Source organism: Actinomycetospora endophytica, assembly GCF_021026375.1.
In the GTDB taxonomy this organism is placed as follows: domain Bacteria; phylum Actinomycetota; class Actinomycetes; order Mycobacteriales; family Pseudonocardiaceae; genus Actinomycetospora; species Actinomycetospora endophytica.
The window spans coordinates 285,005-303,972 of the sequence record NZ_JAJNDB010000002.1 but is presented as its reverse complement, the minus strand read 5'-3'; the positions used below and the strand labels follow the sequence as shown (position 1 = coordinate 303,972).

The following is an 18,968-nucleotide window of genomic DNA, read 5'->3' as shown; positions in this document are numbered from 1 at the left end:
GCCGGCTCGGTCACGTTCCGCCGGGCCGGTCGGTCAGAGTGATGACACCGACGCACGGAGGAACGTGACCGATGGAGCAGAACGGGGCCCTGGCCGCCCGATTCACCGAGCACCGCCCGCACCTGCTGGCCGTCGCCCAGCGCCTGCTCGGCCCGACCGGCGAGGCCGACGACGCGGTCCAGGAGGCCTGGCTGCGGCTGCAGCGGGCGTACGCCTCGGGTGACCCGGAGATCGAGAACCTCGGGGGGTGGCTCACCACGGTCGTCGCGCGCCTCTCGCTCAACCTGCTCCGGGCCCGGCGGACCCATCCCGAGGACCCGGCCGACGAGGACCGCGACGCCCCGCCCTCCGACGAGCCCGGCCCCGAGGAGCAGGCGCTGACCGCGGACGCGATGGGTCCGGCGCTGCTCGTCGTGCTCGACACCCTCGCGCCCGCCGAGCGCCTCGCGTTCGTGCTCCACGACGTGTTCGGGCTGCCCTTCGACGAGATAGCCCCCATCGTCGAGCGCTCGGTCCCCGCGACCCGTCAGCTCGCGAGCCGCGCCCGCCGTCGGGTGCGCGGGGGTGGGCCGACGACGGAGGCCGACGTGACCCGTCGTCGTGAGGTCGTCGAGGCGTTCCTCGCCGCGTCGCGCAACGGCGACTTCGGCGCACTGCTCGCCGTCCTCGACCCCGACGTCGTGCTGCGGGCCGACCCGGTGGCGGTGTCGATGGCGGCGACGAACGCCGGACGCGGCGCGCCGGACCTCCAGCCGGAGGCCAGCGGGGCGGACGCGGTCGCGCGTGTCTTCGCCGGACGGGCTCGGGCAGCCCGTCCCGCGCTGCTCGACGGCGAGCCCGGGCTGGCGTTCGCGCTCCGCGGCCGGACCATGTCGCTGTTCCGGATCACGGTGGAGGACGGGCGGATCACGGCGGTCGATCTGGTCGCCGACCCGGAGGCGATCGCCGCGACCGACGTCGTGTTCACCTGACCGCGGCCATCGGCGAGTACCCCAGTTCGGCCTTCACCATGGCGCCGAACGCACTCGCGGTCGCGTACCCGATCTCCGTCGCCACGCGCGACGGCGGGTCGCCGCGGGCCAGCGCCTCGAGGGCGGCGGCGAGCCGGGCCCGGCGTCGCCATCGCGCGACGCCGAGCCCGGTCTCCTCGGCGAAGCGCCGCTCGACCGTCCGCCGGGCGGCCCCGCTGCCCCGACAGAGGAGGTCGACCCCGCCCGCCTCGCCCGGGTCGGTCAGGATCCGCTCCGCGACGCGGCGGGCGGCCGGGTCACGCGGCATCGGCAGCCGCAACGGTTCGACGGGTCCGGCCGCGGCGAGTTCGAGCTCGACGAGTGCTGCGAGCGCGGCGTCGTGGGGCCGGTCGCGGTGGAGCGGGGCGCGGGCGACGGCGGTGAGCAGCAGCTCGCGCAGCAGCCCGGCCACCGCGACGACGCGGGTCGGGCCGAGATCCGACCCGCGCAGGTAGAGGTTACGGAGCCGGGTCGACGAGGTGGTGCGGATGCGGTGCGGCTCGCCCTGTCTCACCACGACCGCGGCACCCGGCGGTACGAACCAGGTCCCCTCCGGCACCTCGACGGTCATCGCCCCGGACGCCGCGAGCAGCACCTGGTGCCAGCCCGGGGGCTGGGGCGGCACGATCGTCCCCGCGGGGTGCGTGACGGCGTAGCTGCGCACGTCCGGCTCGTGTCGCATCCTCGACATCCTGCGGCGCGGCATCGGTGGAGCGCCAGGGCGGGGCCGGTCAGGATTCCGGCATGGACGAGCACCCCCGGGCCGGGAGCGTGGCCCACATCGCCATCAACGCCGACGACCTCGACGCCAGCCGTGCCTTCTACGAGGCGGTCCTGGACTGGCGCTTCGAGCCGTGGGGGCCGCCGGAGTTCTACAAGATCCAGGGTCCCGACGGGTCGTCGCCCGGCCTGCTCGGCGCGCTGCAGCGCCGGCGGACGTTCGACGACGGGACGGCGGCGCCGGTGGAGATCACGGTGGCGGTGGACGACGTCGCCGCGTGCTGTGCGGCCGCGGTGGGCGCCGGTGGTCGGGTGCTGATGGCGGCGACGGTCATCGCCGGGGTCGGCGAGCTGGCCTTCGTCGCCGACCCGGCCGGGACGCCGCTCGGGCTGATGCGCTACGACTCGTCGGCGGAGTGAGGCGTCGCCGTTGTTTGCATGATCATCGGCCGGGAGGTGCGGGGCCGGTGACCCGCTCGCGCAGCCCCGCGGCGAGCCCGGCCACCGTCAGCAGGTCCATCAGCTCCCCGCCCGTGTGCACCAGCCAGACCCGCCGAACACCGGCGATGCGGAAGCGCAGGTGGATGCGCGAGCCGGCGTCGGTCGGGTGCACGAGGATCGCCCAGCTGATCCGCAGGGCACCGCGCTCGGAGCGTTGGACCAGCGTCGTCGACGGGGTGCGCTCGACGATGGTGAAGGTCGCGTCGCGGCCGCCCCAGTCGTCGATGACGTCGCCCGGGGCCAGGTGCTGCAGCGTCGGCTCGATCCGGCGCAGGGCTCGTCGTCGGGTGGGGATCGCGCGCTCGATCGACGCCGGGAGGTACCAGCCGGCGCGGTTCTTCCCGAGCTGCGCGAGCCAGGGCCAGACGGTCTCCGGTGGGGCGGGGAGGTCGAACGCGCGGTCCATGGTCACCTGCGCGTCGGGCACGATCCCGTCGCCGGCGACCCGCGCCGCCACCTCGTCGGGCGTGGGGCTCACCCCGAGCACACGACCCCCCTCACCGCGTCGCGCGAGGGGCACTCCGCGCATGATCACCGCACGCTCCGCCTGCCCTCAGTGCTCCTGATCTCGCTGCGCCTGGTCGGGCGTCGCCCCGCCGCGAACTGTGCGTGCGTTTCCGTGTCTGGACACGGAAACGCACGCACATGAGCTTGCTCAAATCAGCCCCATCTTCGAGGCCGCGTACACCGCCTCGGCCCGCCGGGAGACGTCGAGCTTGCGCATGAGGTTGCCGACGTGGAACTTCACCGTCGTCTCCGAGATGAACAGCTCCCGGCCGATGGTCCGGTTGCTCATTCCCCGCGCGAGCAGGCGCAGCACGTCGAGCTCCCGTCCGGTCAGCGTCTCGCCGTGCGGCTGCTGGCCGTTCAGCGAGCGCACCACCGCGGCGGCGGAGCGCGAGTCGAAGGCGGACTCCCCGCGGGAGACGGCGCGGATCGCGGCGATGAGCTCGGTGGTGTCGACGTCCTTCACGACGTAGCCCCGCGCCCCGGCGTGCACGGCCTCGACGACGAGGCGGTCGTCGAGGAACGTCGTCAGCACCAGCACCCCGACGCCCGGGTGGGCCTGGGTGAGCTGCCGGCACAGCTGCAGGCCCTCGGAGTCGGAGCTCGTGGAGAGCTTGAGGTCGAGCAGGACGATCGAGGGCCGCTCGTGCGCGACGACCGCGAGGGCCTCGGGGGCGCTGGACGCCTCGCCGACGATCGAGAGCTGCGGCTCGCGCTCGAGCACGGAACGCAGGCCCTGCCGCACGATCGCGTGGTCGTCGACGAGCACGATGCGGACCTCGCCGCGACGGACCGCCGCGCGGGCGGGGATGCGGATGTCGGTCATGTCGTGCTCCCAAGATCGTGCGCAGCGGGGTCGTCGGCCGGGCGGTCCCCGGAGGAGGCATCGAGCGCGGCGGTGTCGGCGGTCCGTTGACCATCCTCGCCGTCGGAGGGGGTCGCGGTCCCTCCCGGATCGGAGGGTTCTCCGCGCTGCGCGGGACCGGGGGTGGTGACGGCGGGGGTGGCGCGCTGGGCGCGGGACGCCCCGGCGGACTCGTCGATGGGCAGCGGGACGCCCACCTGGACGCGGATGCCGCCCTGGCGGGCCCGCTGGACCTGCAGCGTCCCGCCGATCTCGCGGGCGCGTTCCGCCATGTTCGCGAGGCCGCGGTGCGAGCCGTCGAGGTCGCGGGCGGCGGCCACCCGCAGCGACCGGCGCACCTGCTCCGGGTCGCCGGTGCCGTCGTCGGCGACCGAGAGCACGAGGCGGTCTTTGCGGAACGCGAGCCGCACCACGGCGACCGAGGCCTGCGCGTGCACGGCCGCGTTGAACAGCGCCTCACCCGCGACGCGGAACAGCGAGCGCTCGGCGGTCGCGGGCAGCGAGACCGGGCGGCCCTCGATGCGGACCTGGACTCCCAGGTCGGAGGGCATGTGGACCGTCGAGAGCTCCTCGAGCATCGCGGGCAGGCTGCGGTGCCCGTGCTCGCCGGAGTGGTTGAGCGCGTAGATCGCCGAGCGCAGCTGTTCCACCGCGCGCCGGGTCAGCTGCTTGGCGGTCTCGAGGCGCTCGCGCTGTCCCTCGTCGCGGATCTCCGAGCGCACCACCTCGATCTGCATGCCCGCGGAGAGGGCGTACTGGGTGACCGAGTCGTGCAGCTCGCGGGCGATCCGGTGGCGCTCGGAGTCGAGGACCTCGCGCTGGCGGGCGACGGTGAGTGCGTCGCGGGTGCGCTGCAGCTGCTCGTTGCGGGCGGCGAGGTCGGCCGCGTGCCGGCTGGCCTCGTCGTAGAGCGAGACGGTGCGCTGGTGCAGGGCGGAGTTCTGCAGCGCCGCCGCGGTCTGGCTGGCGAGCACGCGCAGCACCGACGCGTCGGTGGCGTCGATGCGACGGTCCACCCCGGTCCAGGCGACGATCTCGCCGACGACGGCGCCGTCGAGCCGGACGGGCACGTGCAGGTGGTGCGGGTCGTGCGGGCGGTGGTCGGGCGTGGAGCCGTTCTCCGCGGCCCCGTCGACGACCTCGTGCTCGCCCTGGCGGACCGCCTGCAGGTGGCGCAGGACGAACGGCGGCAGCGCGCCTGGCTCGTCGGCGGGGGCCTCGACGAGGTCGGGCCCGAGGACGAGCGCGCGCGGCGCGGCCTCGGGCAGCGCCCCGTCGGCGAGCGCGAACACCACCCAGTGCGCGGTGAGGTGCTCGGCGGCCGCCTCGGCCACCGAGCGGACCAGGGTTCCCGGGCCCTCGGTGGTGCGCACCAGCGCGCGGCTGATCCGGTCGAGGGCGTGGATCACCCGGCGGAGGCGCTCCGCGGACGCGAGGTACTCGACGTAGAAGGACGGCTTCCCGGACCGGATGCCGGTGAGCAGATCGAGATCCGGCCCCTCGGCACGGGGCTCGGCGGATCCGGGGTCGATACGTGGCTCCACGGAGATCCGGCTACAACGCCTGCCGGAACAGCGCCTCGATGTCGGCGCGGTCGGCGTCGCGCGGGTTGGTCGACAGGCAGGCGTCGGCCATCGTCATCGTCGAGAGGGTCGGGAGGTCCTCGGCGGTCACCCCGATCTCGGAGAGCCCCTTGGGCACGCCGAGCTCGTCGGCCAGGCGGCGCACCTCGCACGCCGCCCACTCGGCGGCGTCCTCGGCGAGCGCCTGCGAGCACGAGCGGCCGACCTCGCCCGGGAACCCGAGGGCCTGGGCGATCGGGACGAAGCGGGCCGGGTCCGGCGCGGCGTTGAACCGCACGACGTGCGGCAGGAGGATCCCGTTGATCACGCCGTGCGGGAGATCGAGGAGCCCGCCGACCTGGTGGCTCATCGCGTGCGCCGCGCCGAGGATGGCGTTGGTGAACGCGAGCCCGGCCTCGAGGGCGGCCTGGGCCATGTGGGTCCGCGACTCCTGCTCGAGCGGGTGGTCCATGGTCCGCTCGAGGTGGCCACCCACCAGCGAGATGGCCTGCAGTGCGTGGTGGTCGGTCAGCGGGTTGTGCGCCCGCGAGACGTAGGCCTCGATGCCGTGGGTCAGCGCGTCCAGCCCGGTCGCGGCATTGAGCCAGTCGGGCATCGTGGTGAGCAGGTGCGGGTCGACCACCGAGACGTCCGGGACGAGGGCCCGGCCCAGGATCGTGATCTTCGTGTTCCGCAGGGTGTCGGTGACGATGCAGAACTGCGAGACGTCCGCGCCGGTGCCCGACGTCGCGGGCACCATCACCATCGGCGGGATCGGCGCGACCATCCGGTCGACGCCCTCGAAGTCGGTGATCACACCGCCGTTGCCGGCGAGCAGGGCGATCCCCTTGGCGGCGTCGATGACCGATCCGCCGCCGACCGCGACCAGGACGTCGCACTGCGCGGCGCGGTAGGCCTCGTGCCCGGCCGCGATCTCGTGGTCCTTGGGGTTCGGCGTGACCCCGCTCCAGACGGTGGCGTCCATGCCCCCGTCGGCGAGGTGGTGGAGCAGCTGGTCGGGCCAGCCGGCGGCGAGCAGCCCCTCGTCGGTCACGAGCATCGGGCGACGCGCCCCGAGGCGGGCCGCGGCGTGGGCCGCCTCGGCCAGCGAGCCGGGCCCGAACACGATCTCGGGGACGTGGAACTTGGCCAGACGGGGACTCTCCGGCTCCGCCTGGACGTGGCCCGACCCCTGCGGGCGGGACGGACGGGCGGGCGAGTGCGGCGTCGAGGGCGCGGCGGACCCGGACGGCGACGGATCGTCCTCCCGGGACTGCCTCCCGCAGACCACCATGGACTGACCCGCTCGCGTCACGGATTCGACGAGGACCACGCTGCCCCCTCCCCACCGTCGGATGCTCGGTGTAGCCCACGTTACAGCCGGATGGACTCCTTCGGCAGCCTCGGCGCCGACCGCGGGACACGTCTCGGCACACTGCAACGGGTCAGCTGCCCCCTACCTGTCGGTAGGGGAACCGCTGCCCGATCAGCGTGGTCCGGATGCCAGCTCCGCGGCCCGGATGCCCGGTTCGACGTTGGAATCCCCGTGGATCGGGCCCTCCCGGCCCGACAACGGCGTCCCGTTCCCGCCCCACTGCCGGGCGATCATCTCGGCGGCGATCGACACCGCGGTCTCCTCGGGGGTCCGGGCCCCGAGGTCGAGACCGATCGGGCTCGACATGCGCTCCAGCTCGGCCTCGGTCACCCCGGCCTCGCGCAGCCGGTCCAACCGGTCGTCGTGGGTCCGCCGCGACCCCATCGCCCCGATGTAGCCGATCTCGGGCAGCCGCAGCGCGACCTCGAGCAGCGGCACGTCGAACTTCGGGTCGTGGGTGAGCACCGCGAGCGCCGTCCGGCCGTCGATGCGCCCGGCCTCGGCCTCGGCGGCGAGGTAGCGGTGCGGCCACTCGACGACGACCTCGTGCGCCTCCGGGAACCGGCTCGACGTCGCGAAGACCGGGCGGGCGTCGCACACCGTCACGCGCATGCCGAGGAAGGTCCCGATGCGGGCGACCGCGGCGGCGAAGTCGATGGCGCCGAAGACGATGAGCCGGGGCGCGGGGGCGAACGACTCGACGAAGATCCCGAGTCCCTCGCCGCGGCGCTCGCCCTCGGTGCCGTAGGTGACCAGCGTGGTCCGCCCAGCGGCGAGGAGGCCGCGGACGTCGTCCCGGACGGCGTCGTCGAGCCGGTCGCTGCCGAGCGAGCCCTCGACCCGGTCGGGCCAGACCACCAGGCGCCGCCCGACGCCGGGCCCGGACACGATCGTCGCGGTCGCGACGGGGCGGTGCCCGCGGATCGCCTCGGCGATCTCGCCGAGCTGCGGGAAGGTCTCGCGGTCGACCTGCTCGACGAACACGTCGAGGATGCCGCCGCAGGTCAGACCGACCGCGAACGCGTCGTCGTCGGAGACGCCGTAGCGCTGCAGCGTCGGGTCCGCGCCCTCGAGGATCTCGTTCCCCAGCTCGTACACCGCGCCCTCGACACAGCCGCCGGAGACGCTCCCGACGGCCTCGCCCTCGGGGCCGACGAGCATCGACGCGCCGGGCTGGCGGGGCGCCGAGCGGAAGGTCCCGACGACGGTCGCGAGGGCGATCGACCGTCCCTCGGCCCACCACTTCTCGAGGCTCGTGAGCACGTCACGCATCGGCCAGCACCTCCGTGAGCTCCTGCAGCGTGGCCAGCGAGTGGCCCGCCAACAACCGGTCAACGTGCGGGAGGGCGGCGGCGATTCCCCCCTGCACCGGCTCGTAGCCGCGCTTGCCCGCGTGCGGATTGACCCACACCACCGCGTGCGCCAGCCGTTCCAGCCGCGCCATCTGTTCGCCGAGCAGCTCGGTCCCGCCCCGCTCCCAGCCGTCGGAGAACACCACGACGACCGCCCGGCGGGCGACACCCCGCTGACCCCAGCGGTCGAGGAAGGCGCTCAGCACCTCCCCGAGCCGCGTGCCCCCGGACCAGTCCGGGATCGCGGCCGCCGCGTCGCGCAGCGCCCGCTCCGGGTCGCGCTGGCGCAGCTCGCGGGTCACGCGGGTGAGCCGGGTGCCGAGGGTGAAGGTCTCGACGGCCTGCGGGGTGCGCCGGGTGAGCACGTGCGCGAAGCGCAGCAGCGCGTCCGCGTAGGGCGCCATCGACCCGGACACGTCCAGGAGCAGCACCACGCGGCGCGGCCGCTCGCGGCGCGCCCGGCGCTCGAGGCCCGGGATCTCGCCGGCGTGGCGCAGCGTCGCGCGCAGGGTCCGGCGGGCGTCGGGCTCGCCGCGCCGCGCGGGCCGGCGGCGCCGCGCCCGCCGTCGTGGGGGATCCGGGCGCAGCAGCGCCAGCATCCGGCGCAGGTGCTCGCGCTCGCCGATGGTCAGCTCGGCGATGTCCCGGTCGCGCAGCACCTCCTCCCCGGAGGCGGCGACCCGCAGCTCGGGAACGTCCTCGTCGTCGTCCTCGCCGGTCCCGGAGCGTTCCGGGCTCGACAGCGCGGCGATGGTCGCCGTCCGCGGCTTGGGCGCCACGGCCCGGCCCATCCGCTGCTCGCGCGGGTCGGACGAGAACCAGGCGTGGAAGGCCTCGTCGTAGCGGGCGATGTCGTCGGGGTCGGCGCACAGCGTGAGCCGCCCGGCCCAGTACGTCGCGACCTCGCTCGCCAGGTCGATCTCCCGCAGGGCCTGCAGGTAGGTCGCGGTGCGGTCCGGCGTGACCGGGACCCCGGCGTTGCGCAGCAGGCGGGTGAAGGCGACGAGGTCGGTGAGGACGGCGTCGTCGTCGGGACGAGTGGCGCCACCGCCCAGCGCCTCGACGACACCGGAGGCCAGCACCGCGCCCGCGTGCGGACGGGGAGCCGGCCCGTCGCTGCTCCCGCCCCGGTCGGCGCTCGTCATTCCCCGTCGCTCCGCTCGCCCCTGGCCGTCATGACGCGAGCAGGGCGTCCAGCGCGTCGCGGGCCCGGTCGGCGTCCTCGCGGTATTTCAGGACGGCGCCCAGCGTCGCGGTGGCCGACTCCAGGTCGAGGTGACGCGCCCCGATGAGCTCCAGCGCCGCCGCCCAGTCCAGCGTCTCGGCGACCCCCGGCGGCTTGAGCAGATCGAGCCCGCGCAGCCGGTGCACCGCCTGGGCGACCTGCTCGGCGAGCTCGGTCGACAGCTGCGGCATGCGTGACTTGAGGATGGCGACCTCCCGGACGAGGTCGGGGTGGTCGAGCCAGAGGTAGAGGCAGCGGCGCTTGAGGGCGTCGTGCACCTCGCGCGTGCGGTTGGAGGTGAGGACGACCAGCGGCGGCGTCTCGGCCTTCACGACGCCGACCTCGGGGATCGTCACCGAGTTCTCCGCCAGCACCTCGAGCAGGAACGCCTCGAACTCGTCGTCGGCGCGGTCCACCTCGTCGACGAGCAGCACGCTCGGCGTCGTCTGCAGCGCCTGGAGCACCGGACGGGCGAGCAGGAAGCGGCGGTCGTAGAGCGACGCCTCGGTCGCGTCGGCATCCAGGGCGGTCCCGGACGCCGACGCGGCCGCCTCCACGGTGCGCAGGTGCAGCAGCTGGCGTGGGAAGTCCCAGTCGTAGAGCGCCTGCGCGGCATCGATCCCCTCGTGGCACTGCAGGCGGATCAACGGCGCGCCGAGCACGTCGGCCAGCGCCTGCGCGAGCGCCGTCTTCCCGGTGCCCGGCTCGCCCTCGCAGAACAGCGGGCGCCCCATCCGCAGCGCGAGGAACGCCGCCGAGGCGAGGCCGGAGTCGGCGAGGTACCCGGTGCGCCCGAGGGCGGCACTGACGTCGTCGGGCCCGGCGAGATCGGAGGCAGCGGTCACCGGGCCATCGTCCCCCAGCCGGTATCACCGGACCACTGCGGGGAGGCGCCGCGCCGCGAAAACGTGTGCCGTGCGTCACATTTCGTGCGGAGAGAACGGTGACGACTGTGACAGTCGCGCCCCGCATCACGACCGTGTGACGGCGGCGGAATGACCCCTGGTCAAGGCAATGAGCAGGAGGGATACCCGGCCGCCCCGGAAGCGGTTGCGGTTTTCGCTGATCGTTTCTGATCCGAGACCGGGTTGAAACGACGCGTGTGCTCCGTACCGTTCGGCGTCGGCCGTCTCAGGGGCGGCCCAGACACACCCCGGGGTCGCCGCGCCCGCCGCCTGTCCAGCGGCCCCCGGAGACCCGACACGAGAGGTGCGGACCGGGCAGGCGTGAGCAGTACGGAACATGGCACGCCCGTCGCGGCGTGCCCGGTGGTGAGACCGCGTGGAACCGGTCGACGACCCGCTGGGGAGTTCCTCCCGGTCCCGTGTCTGCGGGGGCGCGGTGCGAGTGAGAGGTCATGTTTCGTAGTACCGATGAGTCGCTGGCGCGCGTCCTCACCCGCCGGGCGGCCCAGATGACGCTGGTCGGCGCGCTGGCGGCGGCCCCGCTGGCCATGGCCGCCGGCACGGCTTCGGCCACGGACTGGGACGCGGTCGCCAACTGTGAGAGCAGCGGCAACTGGCACACCGACACCGGCAACGGCTTCAAGGGTGGACTGCAGTTCACCAACTCCACCTGGAAGGCGTACGGGGGCACGGGCAGCCCCGAGAACGCCAGCCGTGAGCAGCAGATCCAGGTCGCCGAGAAGGTCAAGGACGGTCAGGGCATGAAGGCCTGGCCGGTCTGCGGCAAGAAGGGCTGACGCCCCTGTGAGCGGATTTGGTCGTTCCGACGACCAAATCCGCTCACATGCCCTACGGGCTGTTCACCCACTCCTCGGACCCGTCCGCGAACTCCTGGCGCTTCCACACCGGCAGCTGCCGCTTCACCTCGTCGACCAGGTCGCTGCACGCGTCGAACGCCTCCCGACGGTGCTCGGCGGCGACCGCGCAGGCCAGCGCGACGTCACCGATCGCGAGCGCCCCGACCCGGTGCGACACCGCCACCGCGGTGACGCCCGCGAAGCGCCCGGCCACCTCGGCCGCCACACGCTCGACCACCATGCCCGCGCTCGGGTGGCCCTCGTAGTCCAGCGCACGCACCGACCGGCCGTGGTCGTGGTCGCGCACCACCCCGGAGAACGTGACGACGGCGCCACTGCGGGGCCCGTCGACGAGCGCGGCGTGCTCCGACACGTCGAGCGGCTCCTCGCCGACGGCGGCACGGACGACGACGGCCGCCGGTGCACTGCTCACTGGTGGTCCCCTCCCTGGATCTGGTCGACCGCGTGGTCGAGGACCGGCTCGAGCACGGCCAGCCCGTCGCGCACCCCGCCCGGCGAGCCGGGCAGGTTCACCACCAGGGTGCGCCCGGCGACCCCGGCCACGCCCCGGGAGAGCATCGAGGTGGGGACCTTCTCCGCGCCGGCCGCACGCACCGCGTCCGCCAGCCCCGGCACCTCGTAGTCGATCACCGCGCGGGTGGCCTCCGGGGTGGCGTCGGTCGGCGAGATACCGGTGCCGCCCGTGGTCAGCACCACCTGCACCCGCTCGGCGACCGCCGCGCGCAGCGCCTGGGCCACCGGCTCGCCGTCCGGCACCACCACCGCGTCGTCGGCGGTGTACCCGTGGGTGCGCAGCCAGTCCACGATCAACGGGCCGCCGCGGTCGTCGTACACACCCGCCGCGGCGCGGTTCGAGGCGGTGACGACGCGGGCCCGGCGCAGCGGTTCGTTCTCGGCCATGGCGCCCATCATCGCCCTTCCGGCCGGGTCCAGACGCCCGAGCGCCCGCCCTCCTTGCGCTCCAGCCGGACGCCGTCCATGGTCGCCGCCGGGTCGAGCGCCTTGACCATGTCGTGCAGCGCGAGCCCGGCGACCGAGACGGCCGTCAGCGCCTCCATCTCCACCCCGGTGCGGTCGGCGCTGCGGGCGGTCGCCTCGATGCGCACCTCGCGCTCCCCCACCGCGAGGTCGACCGTGACCCCGGCGAGCGGGATGGGGTGGCACAGCGGGATCAGATCCGGGGTGCGCTTGGCGCCCATGATGCCCGCGATCCGCGCGGTGGCCAGCGCGTCGCCCTTGGGCACGGTGCCGTCGCGCAGCGCCGCACACACCTCGGCGGTGGTGCGCAGGACGCCGCTCGCGGTGGCCACCCGCCGGGTGACCTCCTTGTCGCCGACGTCGACCATCCTGGCGGCGCCGCTCTCGTCGACGTGGGTGAGCCGGCGACCCGAGGGCGTGGTCATCCGTCCTCCGCCGCCCGCGCCCCGTCGGCCGAGTCCGCGCCGGCGTCGAGCGCCTCCTGCACCGACCCCGGCGTCTCGCCGGCGCGCTCCGCCTCGCTGACCCGGCGAACCGCGGTGGCGACGGCCGGCGACACCGTCGAGTCGAACACGCTCGGCACGATGAACAGCGGGTTCGGCTCGGTGACCACGTCGGCGATCGCCGCCGACGCCGCCAGCAGCATCGCGTCGGTGATCCCGCGGGCCTGCGCGTCGAGCAGGCCGCGGAAGATGCCGGGGAACGCGAGCACGTTGTTGATCTGGTTCGGGTAGTCCGACCGGCCGGTGGCGACGACGGCCGCGTGGTGCGCCGCGATGCCCGGGTCGATCTCCGGGTCGGGGTTGGCCAGCGCGAAGACGATCGCGTCGTCGGACATGCCCTTGACGTCCTCGGCGGTCAGCAGGTTCGGCGCCGAGACCCCGATGAAGACGTCCGCGCCGGGCAGTGCGTCGTGCACGTCGCCGGTGCGGCCGTCCCGGTTGGTCGCCTCGGCGACCCAGCGCAGCGAGTCGTGCAGGCCCGGACGGTCGCGGTGGATGATCCCCTCGACGTCGACCGCGATGATGTCCGCGGGCTCGAGGGGCAGCAGCAGCCGGATGATCGCCGATCCGGCCGCGCCGACCCCGCACACCACGATCCGGCACTCCTGCGAGCGCTTCCCGACCACCCGGAGGGCGTTCCGCAGCGCCCCCAGCACGACGACGGCGGTGCCGTGCTGGTCGTCGTGGAACACCGGCACGTCGAGCGAGTCCCGCAGCCGCGCCTCGATCTCGAAGCAGCGCGGGGCGGCGATGTCCTCGAGATTGATCCCGCCGTAGACCGGGGCGAGGACCTCGACCGTCCGGATGATCTCCTCGGTGTCCTGGGTGTCGAGGCAGACCGGCCACGCGTCCACCCCGGCGAACCGCTTGAACAGCGCCGCCTTGCCCTCCATGACCGGCATCGCGGCGGCCGCCCCGAGGTTGCCCAGGCCCAGCACCGCGGACCCGTCGGTCACGACGGCGACGGTGTTCCGCTTGATCGTCAGGCTCCGCGCGTCGTCCGGGCGGGCCGCGATGGCCTGACAGACCCGGGCGACACCGGGGGTGTAGGCGCGGGAGAGATCCTCGCGGGTGCGCAGCCCGACCTTGGGCGTGACCTCGATCTTCCCGCCGAGGTGCACGAGGAACGTGCGGTCGGAGACGTTGCGGACCCGCACGCCGTCGAGGGCGTCGAGCGCGTCGGTGATCTCCTCGGCGTGCCGCTCGGAGAGGGCGTTGCAGGAGATGTCGACGATGATCGCCTCGGCGCGGGACTCCACCACGTCGAACGCCGTCATCACGCCGCCCACGCGGCCGACGGCCACCGCGAGGTCGCCCGCCGCGGTGGCGCTGGCCGGAGCCTCGACGCGCGCGGTGATGGCGTAGCCCGGACCCGGGACCGCCACGCTGCTCACCTCTCCTGTCGGCTCGTCCGTGCGAGGTCGGCCGGGGTGTCGACGTCGTCACGGGTCGCGACGTCGCCGACCTCCACGGGGTGCACGTCGTCGCGGTCAGCAAGGTATCCCCGCGCACCGACGTCGTCGTGCGCGGCCGCCGCCACCCCGGCCAGGTGCGCGGCGCCGATCAGCACCGGGTGGCCCGGACGGCCGTCGTAGCTGCCGCGGGCGAGACCGTCCCGGGTCGCGGCGGCGGCCACCCGCGCGAGCGCCTCCGGGCCGATGCCCGGGGTGTCGACGAGCAGCACGAGCACCGCGTCGACGTCGGATGCGAGCGCGGCCAGACCGGCGCGCAGTGACGCGCCCATCCCGTCGGCCCAGTCGGGCGCGACGACGGCGACCGCCCCCGGATCCGTGGCGGCGACGACCTCGCGGGCCCGCTCGGCCGCGGCGCCGAGCACGACGACGCGCGGGTCGAGCCCGCCCCCGCGCAGCGCACGCAGCCCGCGGGCGACCAGCGGCTCGCCGTCGAGCGGGACGAGCGCCTTCGGCCCGCCCATGCGGCGGCCGGCCCCCGCGGCGAGCAGGAGGCCGGCGACCCGCACTAGCGGTTGATCTCCGTCACGGGGTGCTCGTAGCCGAGCTCCTCCGCCGACAGCGGGAACTGCGTCTCACCGAACGGCGAGGAGGCGCCCTGGGTCGGCGCCAGCAGCTCGGTCACCGGGTGGTCGACCTCGGGCCACCACGGGTCCGTCCGCGGCACGACGGCCTTCTCACCCTCGCTCTGCGCTGCCACCGGTTCCTCCCACGTCGGGCGTCGTCGGCCTGCTCGGCCGGGGCCCAGTCTGCCGCACCCGCCGCCGGTCCGGCGAACCGCTCGACCGGCCCGGTGATCGGCGCTGCGTCACAGCCGCTCCTCCCCGCTCTCCTCGGCGAAGGGCCCCGCGCGGCCACGACTACGCTGGTAGGGATGGCCGGCCGACCCGGGACCCTGCTCGACCACCTGCGCGCCCAGGACGACGCGACCCTGGGTGCGCTGCTGCGTGCCCGCCCGGACCTGGCCCTGCCCGCCCCGGCCGACACCGGCGTCGTCGCCACCCGCGCCGGCGTGCGCACCTCGGTCGGGCGCGCCCTCGAGGACCTCGACGCGCTGCACCTCGCGGTGGTCGACGCGCTGCTGGTCGCCGGGGCCGACGAGAGCCCCGTCCCGCCGGAGTCGGTGCTGGCGCTGCTGGGTCCCGCCGTCCCCCGGCAGGCCGCGCAGGCCGCGCTCGACCGGCTGCGGGCGCTGGCGCTCGCCTGGGACGTCGGTGCGGCGGGCACGCTCGACGACGGCGAGGCGGAGTCCTCCGACGGCGGAGCGGGCGGCATCCGCGCCGCCCCCGCCCTGCGGGACGCCTCGCGGCGGAACCCCGCCGGGCTCGGCCGGCCCGCCCCCGAGAGCTCCGCGCTGCGCACCGGCGACCCCGCCGCCGTCGTCGCCGCGCTGCCCGACGACCAGCGGGCCGTCATCGACGCCCTCGACCGCGACGGGCCGGTCGGGCGCAGCCGGGCCCGCGACGGCGACGACAACCCGGTCGCGCGGCTGCTCACGTCGGGGATCCTGCGCCGGGTCGACGACGAGACCGTCGAGCTCACCCGGGAGGCCGGCCTGGCGCTGCGCGGCGACCACCCGCTCGGCGAGATCGCCGCGGCCGATCCCATGCCCGCACCGCGCGAGCACGACCCGGACACCGTCGACGCCACCGCCGCCGGCGAGGCGCTGGAGACGCTGCGCCGGGCCGAGGGGGTGATCACCGCGTGGTCGGCCGCCCCGCCCGCGGTGCTGCGCTCCGGCGGGCTCGGCGTGCGCGACCTGCGCCGGCTCGCGAAGGATCTCGAGATCGACGAGACCGGCGCCGGGCTGCTCGTCGAGGTGCTCGCCGCCGCCTCGCTGGTGGCGGTCAGCGAGGACGGCGACCCGGTGTGGTGCCCGACGACGACCGCGGACCGCTGGCTCGCCGCGCCGCCGGAGACCCAGTGGGTCGCCCTGGCCCGCGCGTGGCTGGAGATGCCGCGCCAGCCGTCGTCGATCGGGGCCCGCGACTCGAACGACAAGCTCGTCGGGCCGCTGTCCGACGAGGTGCGGCGGCCGTGGGCGTCCCAGGTCCGCCGCCGGGTGCTCGACCGGCTCGCCGAGTTCGGGGACGGCGCGGGCCCGCGGTCGCTCGACGACCTCGTCGCCTCGCTGGCCTGGCGGGCCCCGCGCCGCGGCGGGCGGGCGCGCGACGACCTCGTCCGCGCCGTGGTGCGGGAGGCGACGGCGCTCGGCGTCGTCGCCCACGACACCCTCGCCTCGGCCGGGCGGGAGCTGCTGCGCACGCCGACGCGACCCGACGACGACCCGGACGCGGCGGCCGCCGCCGCCCTGCGGCCCGCCTTCCCCGCCCCTGTCGGACACGTGCTGCTGCAGGCCGACCTCACCGCCGTCGCGCCGGGCCGGCTGGAGCCCGAACTGGCGTCGGCGATGGACCGGGTCGCCGACGTGGAGTCCGCGGGCGGCGCGACGGTGTACCGGATCAGCGAGGGCTCGATCCGTCGCGCGCTCGACCTGGGCTGGACCGCCGCCGACGTGCACGAACTGTTCTCCACGCGCTCGGCGACCCCGGTGCCCCAGGGGCTGACCTACCTCGTCGACGACGTGGCCCGGCGCCACGGGCGATTGCGCGGCGGGTCGGCGGCGTCGTTCCTGCGCTCCGAGGACGAGGCGCTGCTCGCCGAGGTCGTGTCGCGGCCGGAGGCGGAGGCGCTGGAGCTGCGCCGGATCGCGCCGACCGTGGTCATCTCGACCCGTCCGCTCGCCGACGTGCTCGACGCGCTGCGCGCCGCCGGGCTCTCGCCGGTCGCGGAGGACGCCGAGGGCGGCGTGCTCGACCTGCGCCCCCGCGGCCGGCGCACCGCCCCGCGCCGCCCCGAGCGCGCGGGCAGCGGCGGGTCACCGCGGCTGTCCGACGACCAGGTGGCGGCGCTCGTCGCGCAGCTGCGCGCGGGGGACAAGGCGGCCACGGCGTCGCGCGGGCCCGCGACCGTCCCGGGCTCCACCCGCCAGACCGCCTCGGCCACCGTCGCCGTGCTCGCGGACGCGGCGCGGTCCGGGCGCACCGTGTGGATCGGCTACGTCGACGCGCAGGGGACCGCCTCACAGCGGGTGGTCCGCCCGCTGCGCGTCGGCGGCGGGCTGCTCGAGGGCACCGACGCCGCCGTCGAGGACGACGACGCCGGGCCCGGTCCGTCGGTGAGCTTCGCGCTCCACCGCATCACGTCGGTGAGCGTGCTGGCCTGACCCGCCCCGGATTTCGGGACGAACGACTCGTTCGTGGCGTCTACCGCCACGAACGAGTCGTTCGTCCCGCGGGTCGAGGTGGCGCGTCCGGCGGGGTCCGGGACTCCGGATGAACGATCGCCGCCGCGCGGGGGCCGTTCCTAGACTTCGCGGGTGACCAGCGCCGGACGTCGCCCCGGGTCGGTCGACCGATCGCCGCAGGGTGGCCTCGCCGAGGTGCTCGACCTCATCCTCGACAAGGGCCTGGTGATCGACGTCTTCATCAAGGTCTCGGTGATCGGTATCGAGCTCCTGACGATCGATGCCCGGGTGGTCGTCGCGAGCGTCGACACCTACCTGCGGTTCGCGGCCGCCACCGACCGCCTCGACCTGCACGCCAAGGGCGGCGTGGGGCTCGACGAGCTCCCGGGCCGGCTGACCGAGGACACGATGCACGGCGCTGCCAAGGGCATCACCAAAGGCGTCCTCGACGCGGGCCACGAGATGTGGCGCGAGGTCCGCGAAGAACGTCGCGAGCGCAAGCAGCCCCGCCGCGACCGGTGAGCTCCTTCCCTAGGCCCGCGCGCCGACCGCCCACACCTGCATGGCGTGCTCGACGAGGGCGATGAGGGTCTCCTTCGTCGACTCCCGGTTGCGGGCGTCGACGGTCACGACCGGGACCGCCGGGTCCACGGCCAGCGCCTCGACGACGTCCTGCAGCGAGTGCGCGAGCACCCCGTCGAAGCAGTTGACCCCGAGCACGTAGGGCAGGTTGCGGTCCTCGAAGAAGTCGACCGCGGCGAAGCAGTCGGCGAGCCGGCGGGTGTCCACCAGGACGACCGCGCCGATCGCGCCGCGCACCAGGTCGTCCCACATGAACCAGAACCGGTCCTGGCCGGGCGTCCCGAACAGGTAGAGGATCAGGTCGGCGTCGAGCGTCACGCGCCCGAAGTCCATGGCGACCGTCGTCGTGCGCTTGTTCGGCACCGCCGTGAGGTCGTCGACACCGGAGCTGGCGTCGGTCATCACGGCCTCGGTGGTCAGCGGGTCGATCTCGGAGACCGAACCCACGAAGGTCGTCTTGCCGACCCCGAAACCGCCGGCCACCACGATCTTCGCCGACGTGGTGGTCGGCGCAGGTGCCTCAGAGCCGTCGTAGTCCACTCAACACCCTTTCCATCAACGCCATGTCCGGGGCGTCGCCCGACGACGAGGCGGTCTCGTGCACCACGATCGAACCGTGCGCGGCCATGTCGCCCAGCAGGACGCGGGCGACACCGAGCGGCAGGGACAACAACGCACCGACCTCCGCCACCGACTTCGGCTCGCGGCAGAGGTCGGCGATCATGCGGTGCTCGTACTGGGTGACCTGACCGGGGTCGCGTCCGTGGGCCGTCGTCGACAGCAGCGTCTCGACGGCGAGGTCGTAGGCCGGGCGGGTCCGGCCGCGGGTCCAGGCGTAGGGCCGGACGAAGGACGACTCGGGCGGCTCGTCCCCGCTACGGGGACCGTCCGGGAAGTCGGGCGGTCCGGACTCCTGCTGGTGCATCGGGATGCCGCCCGGTGTGGTCGGCGCGGCGTAGTCGGACGGGCGCGGCGGGCGGCCCTGCGGCCCGTCCACGTCGGGGCGCCAGCCACCGGGCTGCGGCCCCGACGGCGGCCCGAGCGGCACGCCCTGCGGCGGGCTGCGGTGCGCGCCGCCCTCGTCCGTCGGAGGGCGGCCGTCGAGCTGCTGCTCGGCGTCGTGGTCGGCCGTGGAGGAGCTGTCGTCCGAGTCCTTGCGACGGCGCCCGAACAGTCCGCGCCGCTCGCTCGAGCGGCGCGGACTCCCGCCGGTGATCCCGTTGAGGACGTCGGCGAAGGCGTCCTCATCCGGTCCTTGGCTCACCGTCGCTCACCTCTCCCGGCGG

18 protein-coding genes and 2 pseudogenes are annotated in these 18,968 nt (G+C 75.0%); 5 read left to right on the top strand and 15 right to left on the bottom strand.

The genetic code is table 11. From position 1 onward, the window contains the following. Positions 1-71 precede the first annotated feature (71 nt). Positions 72-971, top strand: a complete 900-nt coding sequence (locus LQ327_RS12330; protein WP_230733840.1) for a sigma-70 family RNA polymerase sigma factor — start codon at positions 72-74, stop codon at positions 969-971. Here LQ327_RS12330 and LQ327_RS12325 read toward each other — a convergent pair. After that, positions 964-1,692: an AraC family transcriptional regulator gene (locus tag LQ327_RS12325; RefSeq protein WP_230733838.1), complete on the bottom strand. Its 729-nt coding sequence runs from the start codon at positions 1,690-1,692 to the stop codon at positions 964-966. The two genes, LQ327_RS12330 and LQ327_RS12325, sit on opposite strands and share 8 nt — an antisense overlap. 62 nt (positions 1,693-1,754) lie before the next feature. Between LQ327_RS12325 and LQ327_RS12320 the strand changes: the two genes are divergently transcribed. Continuing rightward, the gene (locus LQ327_RS12320; protein ID WP_230733836.1) at positions 1,755-2,150 is read left to right on the top strand and encodes a VOC family protein; all 396 of its coding nucleotides are present in this window, start codon (positions 1,755-1,757) and stop codon (positions 2,148-2,150) included. Positions 2,151-2,172: 22 nt separating this feature from the next. Here the strand turns inward: LQ327_RS12320 and LQ327_RS12315 are convergent, their stop codons facing one another. The 7 genes from LQ327_RS12315 to LQ327_RS12285 form a co-directional block, all read right to left on the bottom strand. Beyond that, positions 2,173-2,709, bottom strand: a complete 537-nt coding sequence (locus LQ327_RS12315) for an SRPBCC family protein (protein WP_230733834.1) — start codon at positions 2,707-2,709, stop codon at positions 2,173-2,175. 177 nt (positions 2,710-2,886) lie between these two features. Further along, entirely contained in the window at positions 2,887-3,564 is a 678-nt protein-coding gene (locus LQ327_RS12310) for a MadR family response regulator transcription factor (RefSeq protein ID WP_230733832.1), read from the bottom strand. After that, positions 3,561-5,147 carry a MadS family sensor histidine kinase gene (locus tag LQ327_RS12305; protein ID WP_230733830.1) on the bottom strand — a complete coding sequence of 529 codons (1,587 nt, stop codon included), beginning with the start codon at positions 5,145-5,147 and terminating at the stop codon, positions 3,561-3,563. The genes LQ327_RS12310 and LQ327_RS12305 overlap by 4 nt, the downstream gene beginning before the upstream one ends. Positions 5,148-5,157: 10 nt before the next feature. Then, the gene (locus LQ327_RS12300) at positions 5,158-6,480 is read right to left on the bottom strand and encodes an iron-containing alcohol dehydrogenase (protein WP_308286297.1); all 1,323 of its coding nucleotides are present in this window, start codon (positions 6,478-6,480) and stop codon (positions 5,158-5,160) included. Positions 6,481-6,651: 171 nt separating this feature from the next. Then, positions 6,652-7,812, bottom strand: coding sequence for an XdhC family protein (locus LQ327_RS12295; RefSeq protein ID WP_230733820.1), 1,161 nt, complete (start codon positions 7,810-7,812; stop codon positions 6,652-6,654). After that, a complete protein-coding gene (locus LQ327_RS12290) occupies positions 7,805-9,037 on the bottom strand; it encodes a vWA domain-containing protein (RefSeq protein WP_230733818.1) in 1,233 nt (410 codons plus the stop codon). The genes LQ327_RS12295 and LQ327_RS12290 overlap by 8 nt, the downstream gene beginning before the upstream one ends. 28 nt (positions 9,038-9,065) lie before the next feature. After that, positions 9,066-9,962, bottom strand: coding sequence for an AAA family ATPase (locus tag LQ327_RS12285; protein ID WP_230733816.1), 897 nt, complete (start codon positions 9,960-9,962; stop codon positions 9,066-9,068). A 569-nt stretch (positions 9,963-10,531) separates the two neighbouring features. On the opposite strand from LQ327_RS12285, the pseudogene LQ327_RS12280 reads away from it, so the two are divergent. Next, a pseudogene (locus LQ327_RS12280) lies at positions 10,532-10,816 on the top strand (transglycosylase family protein); the annotation flags it as partial. A 55-nt stretch (positions 10,817-10,871) separates the two neighbouring features. Here LQ327_RS12280 and LQ327_RS35225 read toward each other — a convergent pair. From LQ327_RS35225 to LQ327_RS12250, 5 genes and pseudogenes are all read right to left on the bottom strand, one after another. Then, positions 10,872-11,800 (bottom strand): annotated as a pseudogene (locus LQ327_RS35225) (molybdenum cofactor biosynthesis protein MoaE). An 8-nt stretch (positions 11,801-11,808) separates the two neighbouring features. After that, on the bottom strand, positions 11,809-12,303 hold the full coding sequence (gene moaC, locus LQ327_RS12265; protein ID WP_230733806.1) for a cyclic pyranopterin monophosphate synthase MoaC: 495 nt from the start codon (positions 12,301-12,303) through the stop codon (positions 11,809-11,811). Continuing rightward, entirely contained in the window at positions 12,300-13,766 is a 1,467-nt protein-coding gene (locus tag LQ327_RS12260) for an NAD-dependent malic enzyme (RefSeq protein WP_230733797.1), read from the bottom strand. Before LQ327_RS12260 ends, moaC begins: the two co-directional genes overlap by 4 nt. Positions 13,767-13,771: 5 nt before the next feature. Further along, positions 13,772-14,362 carry a nucleotidyltransferase family protein gene (locus LQ327_RS12255; protein WP_230733795.1) on the bottom strand — a complete coding sequence of 197 codons (591 nt, stop codon included), beginning with the start codon at positions 14,360-14,362 and terminating at the stop codon, positions 13,772-13,774. Then, the gene (locus tag LQ327_RS12250; RefSeq protein WP_230733793.1) at positions 14,362-14,553 is read right to left on the bottom strand and encodes a hypothetical protein; all 192 of its coding nucleotides are present in this window, start codon (positions 14,551-14,553) and stop codon (positions 14,362-14,364) included. The genes LQ327_RS12255 and LQ327_RS12250 overlap by 1 nt, the downstream gene beginning before the upstream one ends. A 174-nt stretch (positions 14,554-14,727) precedes the next feature. On the opposite strand from LQ327_RS12250, the gene LQ327_RS12245 reads away from it, so the two are divergent. Beyond that, positions 14,728-17,079, top strand: a complete 2,352-nt coding sequence (locus LQ327_RS12245) for a helicase-associated domain-containing protein (RefSeq protein ID WP_230733791.1) — start codon at positions 14,728-14,730, stop codon at positions 17,077-17,079. A 153-nt stretch (positions 17,080-17,232) separates the two neighbouring features. Further along, positions 17,233-17,622: a gas vesicle protein GvpJ gene (gvpJ, locus tag LQ327_RS12240; RefSeq protein ID WP_230733789.1), complete on the top strand. Its 390-nt coding sequence runs from the start codon at positions 17,233-17,235 to the stop codon at positions 17,620-17,622. A 9-nt stretch (positions 17,623-17,631) separates the two neighbouring features. Here the strand turns inward: gvpJ and LQ327_RS12235 are convergent, their stop codons facing one another. Together LQ327_RS12235 and LQ327_RS12230 are read right to left on the bottom strand one after the other, a co-directional pair. Further along, positions 17,632-18,222: a GTP-binding protein gene (locus tag LQ327_RS12235; protein ID WP_230733787.1), complete on the bottom strand. Its 591-nt coding sequence runs from the start codon at positions 18,220-18,222 to the stop codon at positions 17,632-17,634. Further along, positions 18,203-18,946 carry a DUF742 domain-containing protein gene (locus tag LQ327_RS12230; RefSeq protein ID WP_230733785.1) on the bottom strand — a complete coding sequence of 248 codons (744 nt, stop codon included), beginning with the start codon at positions 18,944-18,946 and terminating at the stop codon, positions 18,203-18,205. The genes LQ327_RS12235 and LQ327_RS12230 overlap by 20 nt, the downstream gene beginning before the upstream one ends. Between the last annotated feature and the right edge of the window lie 22 nt (positions 18,947-18,968).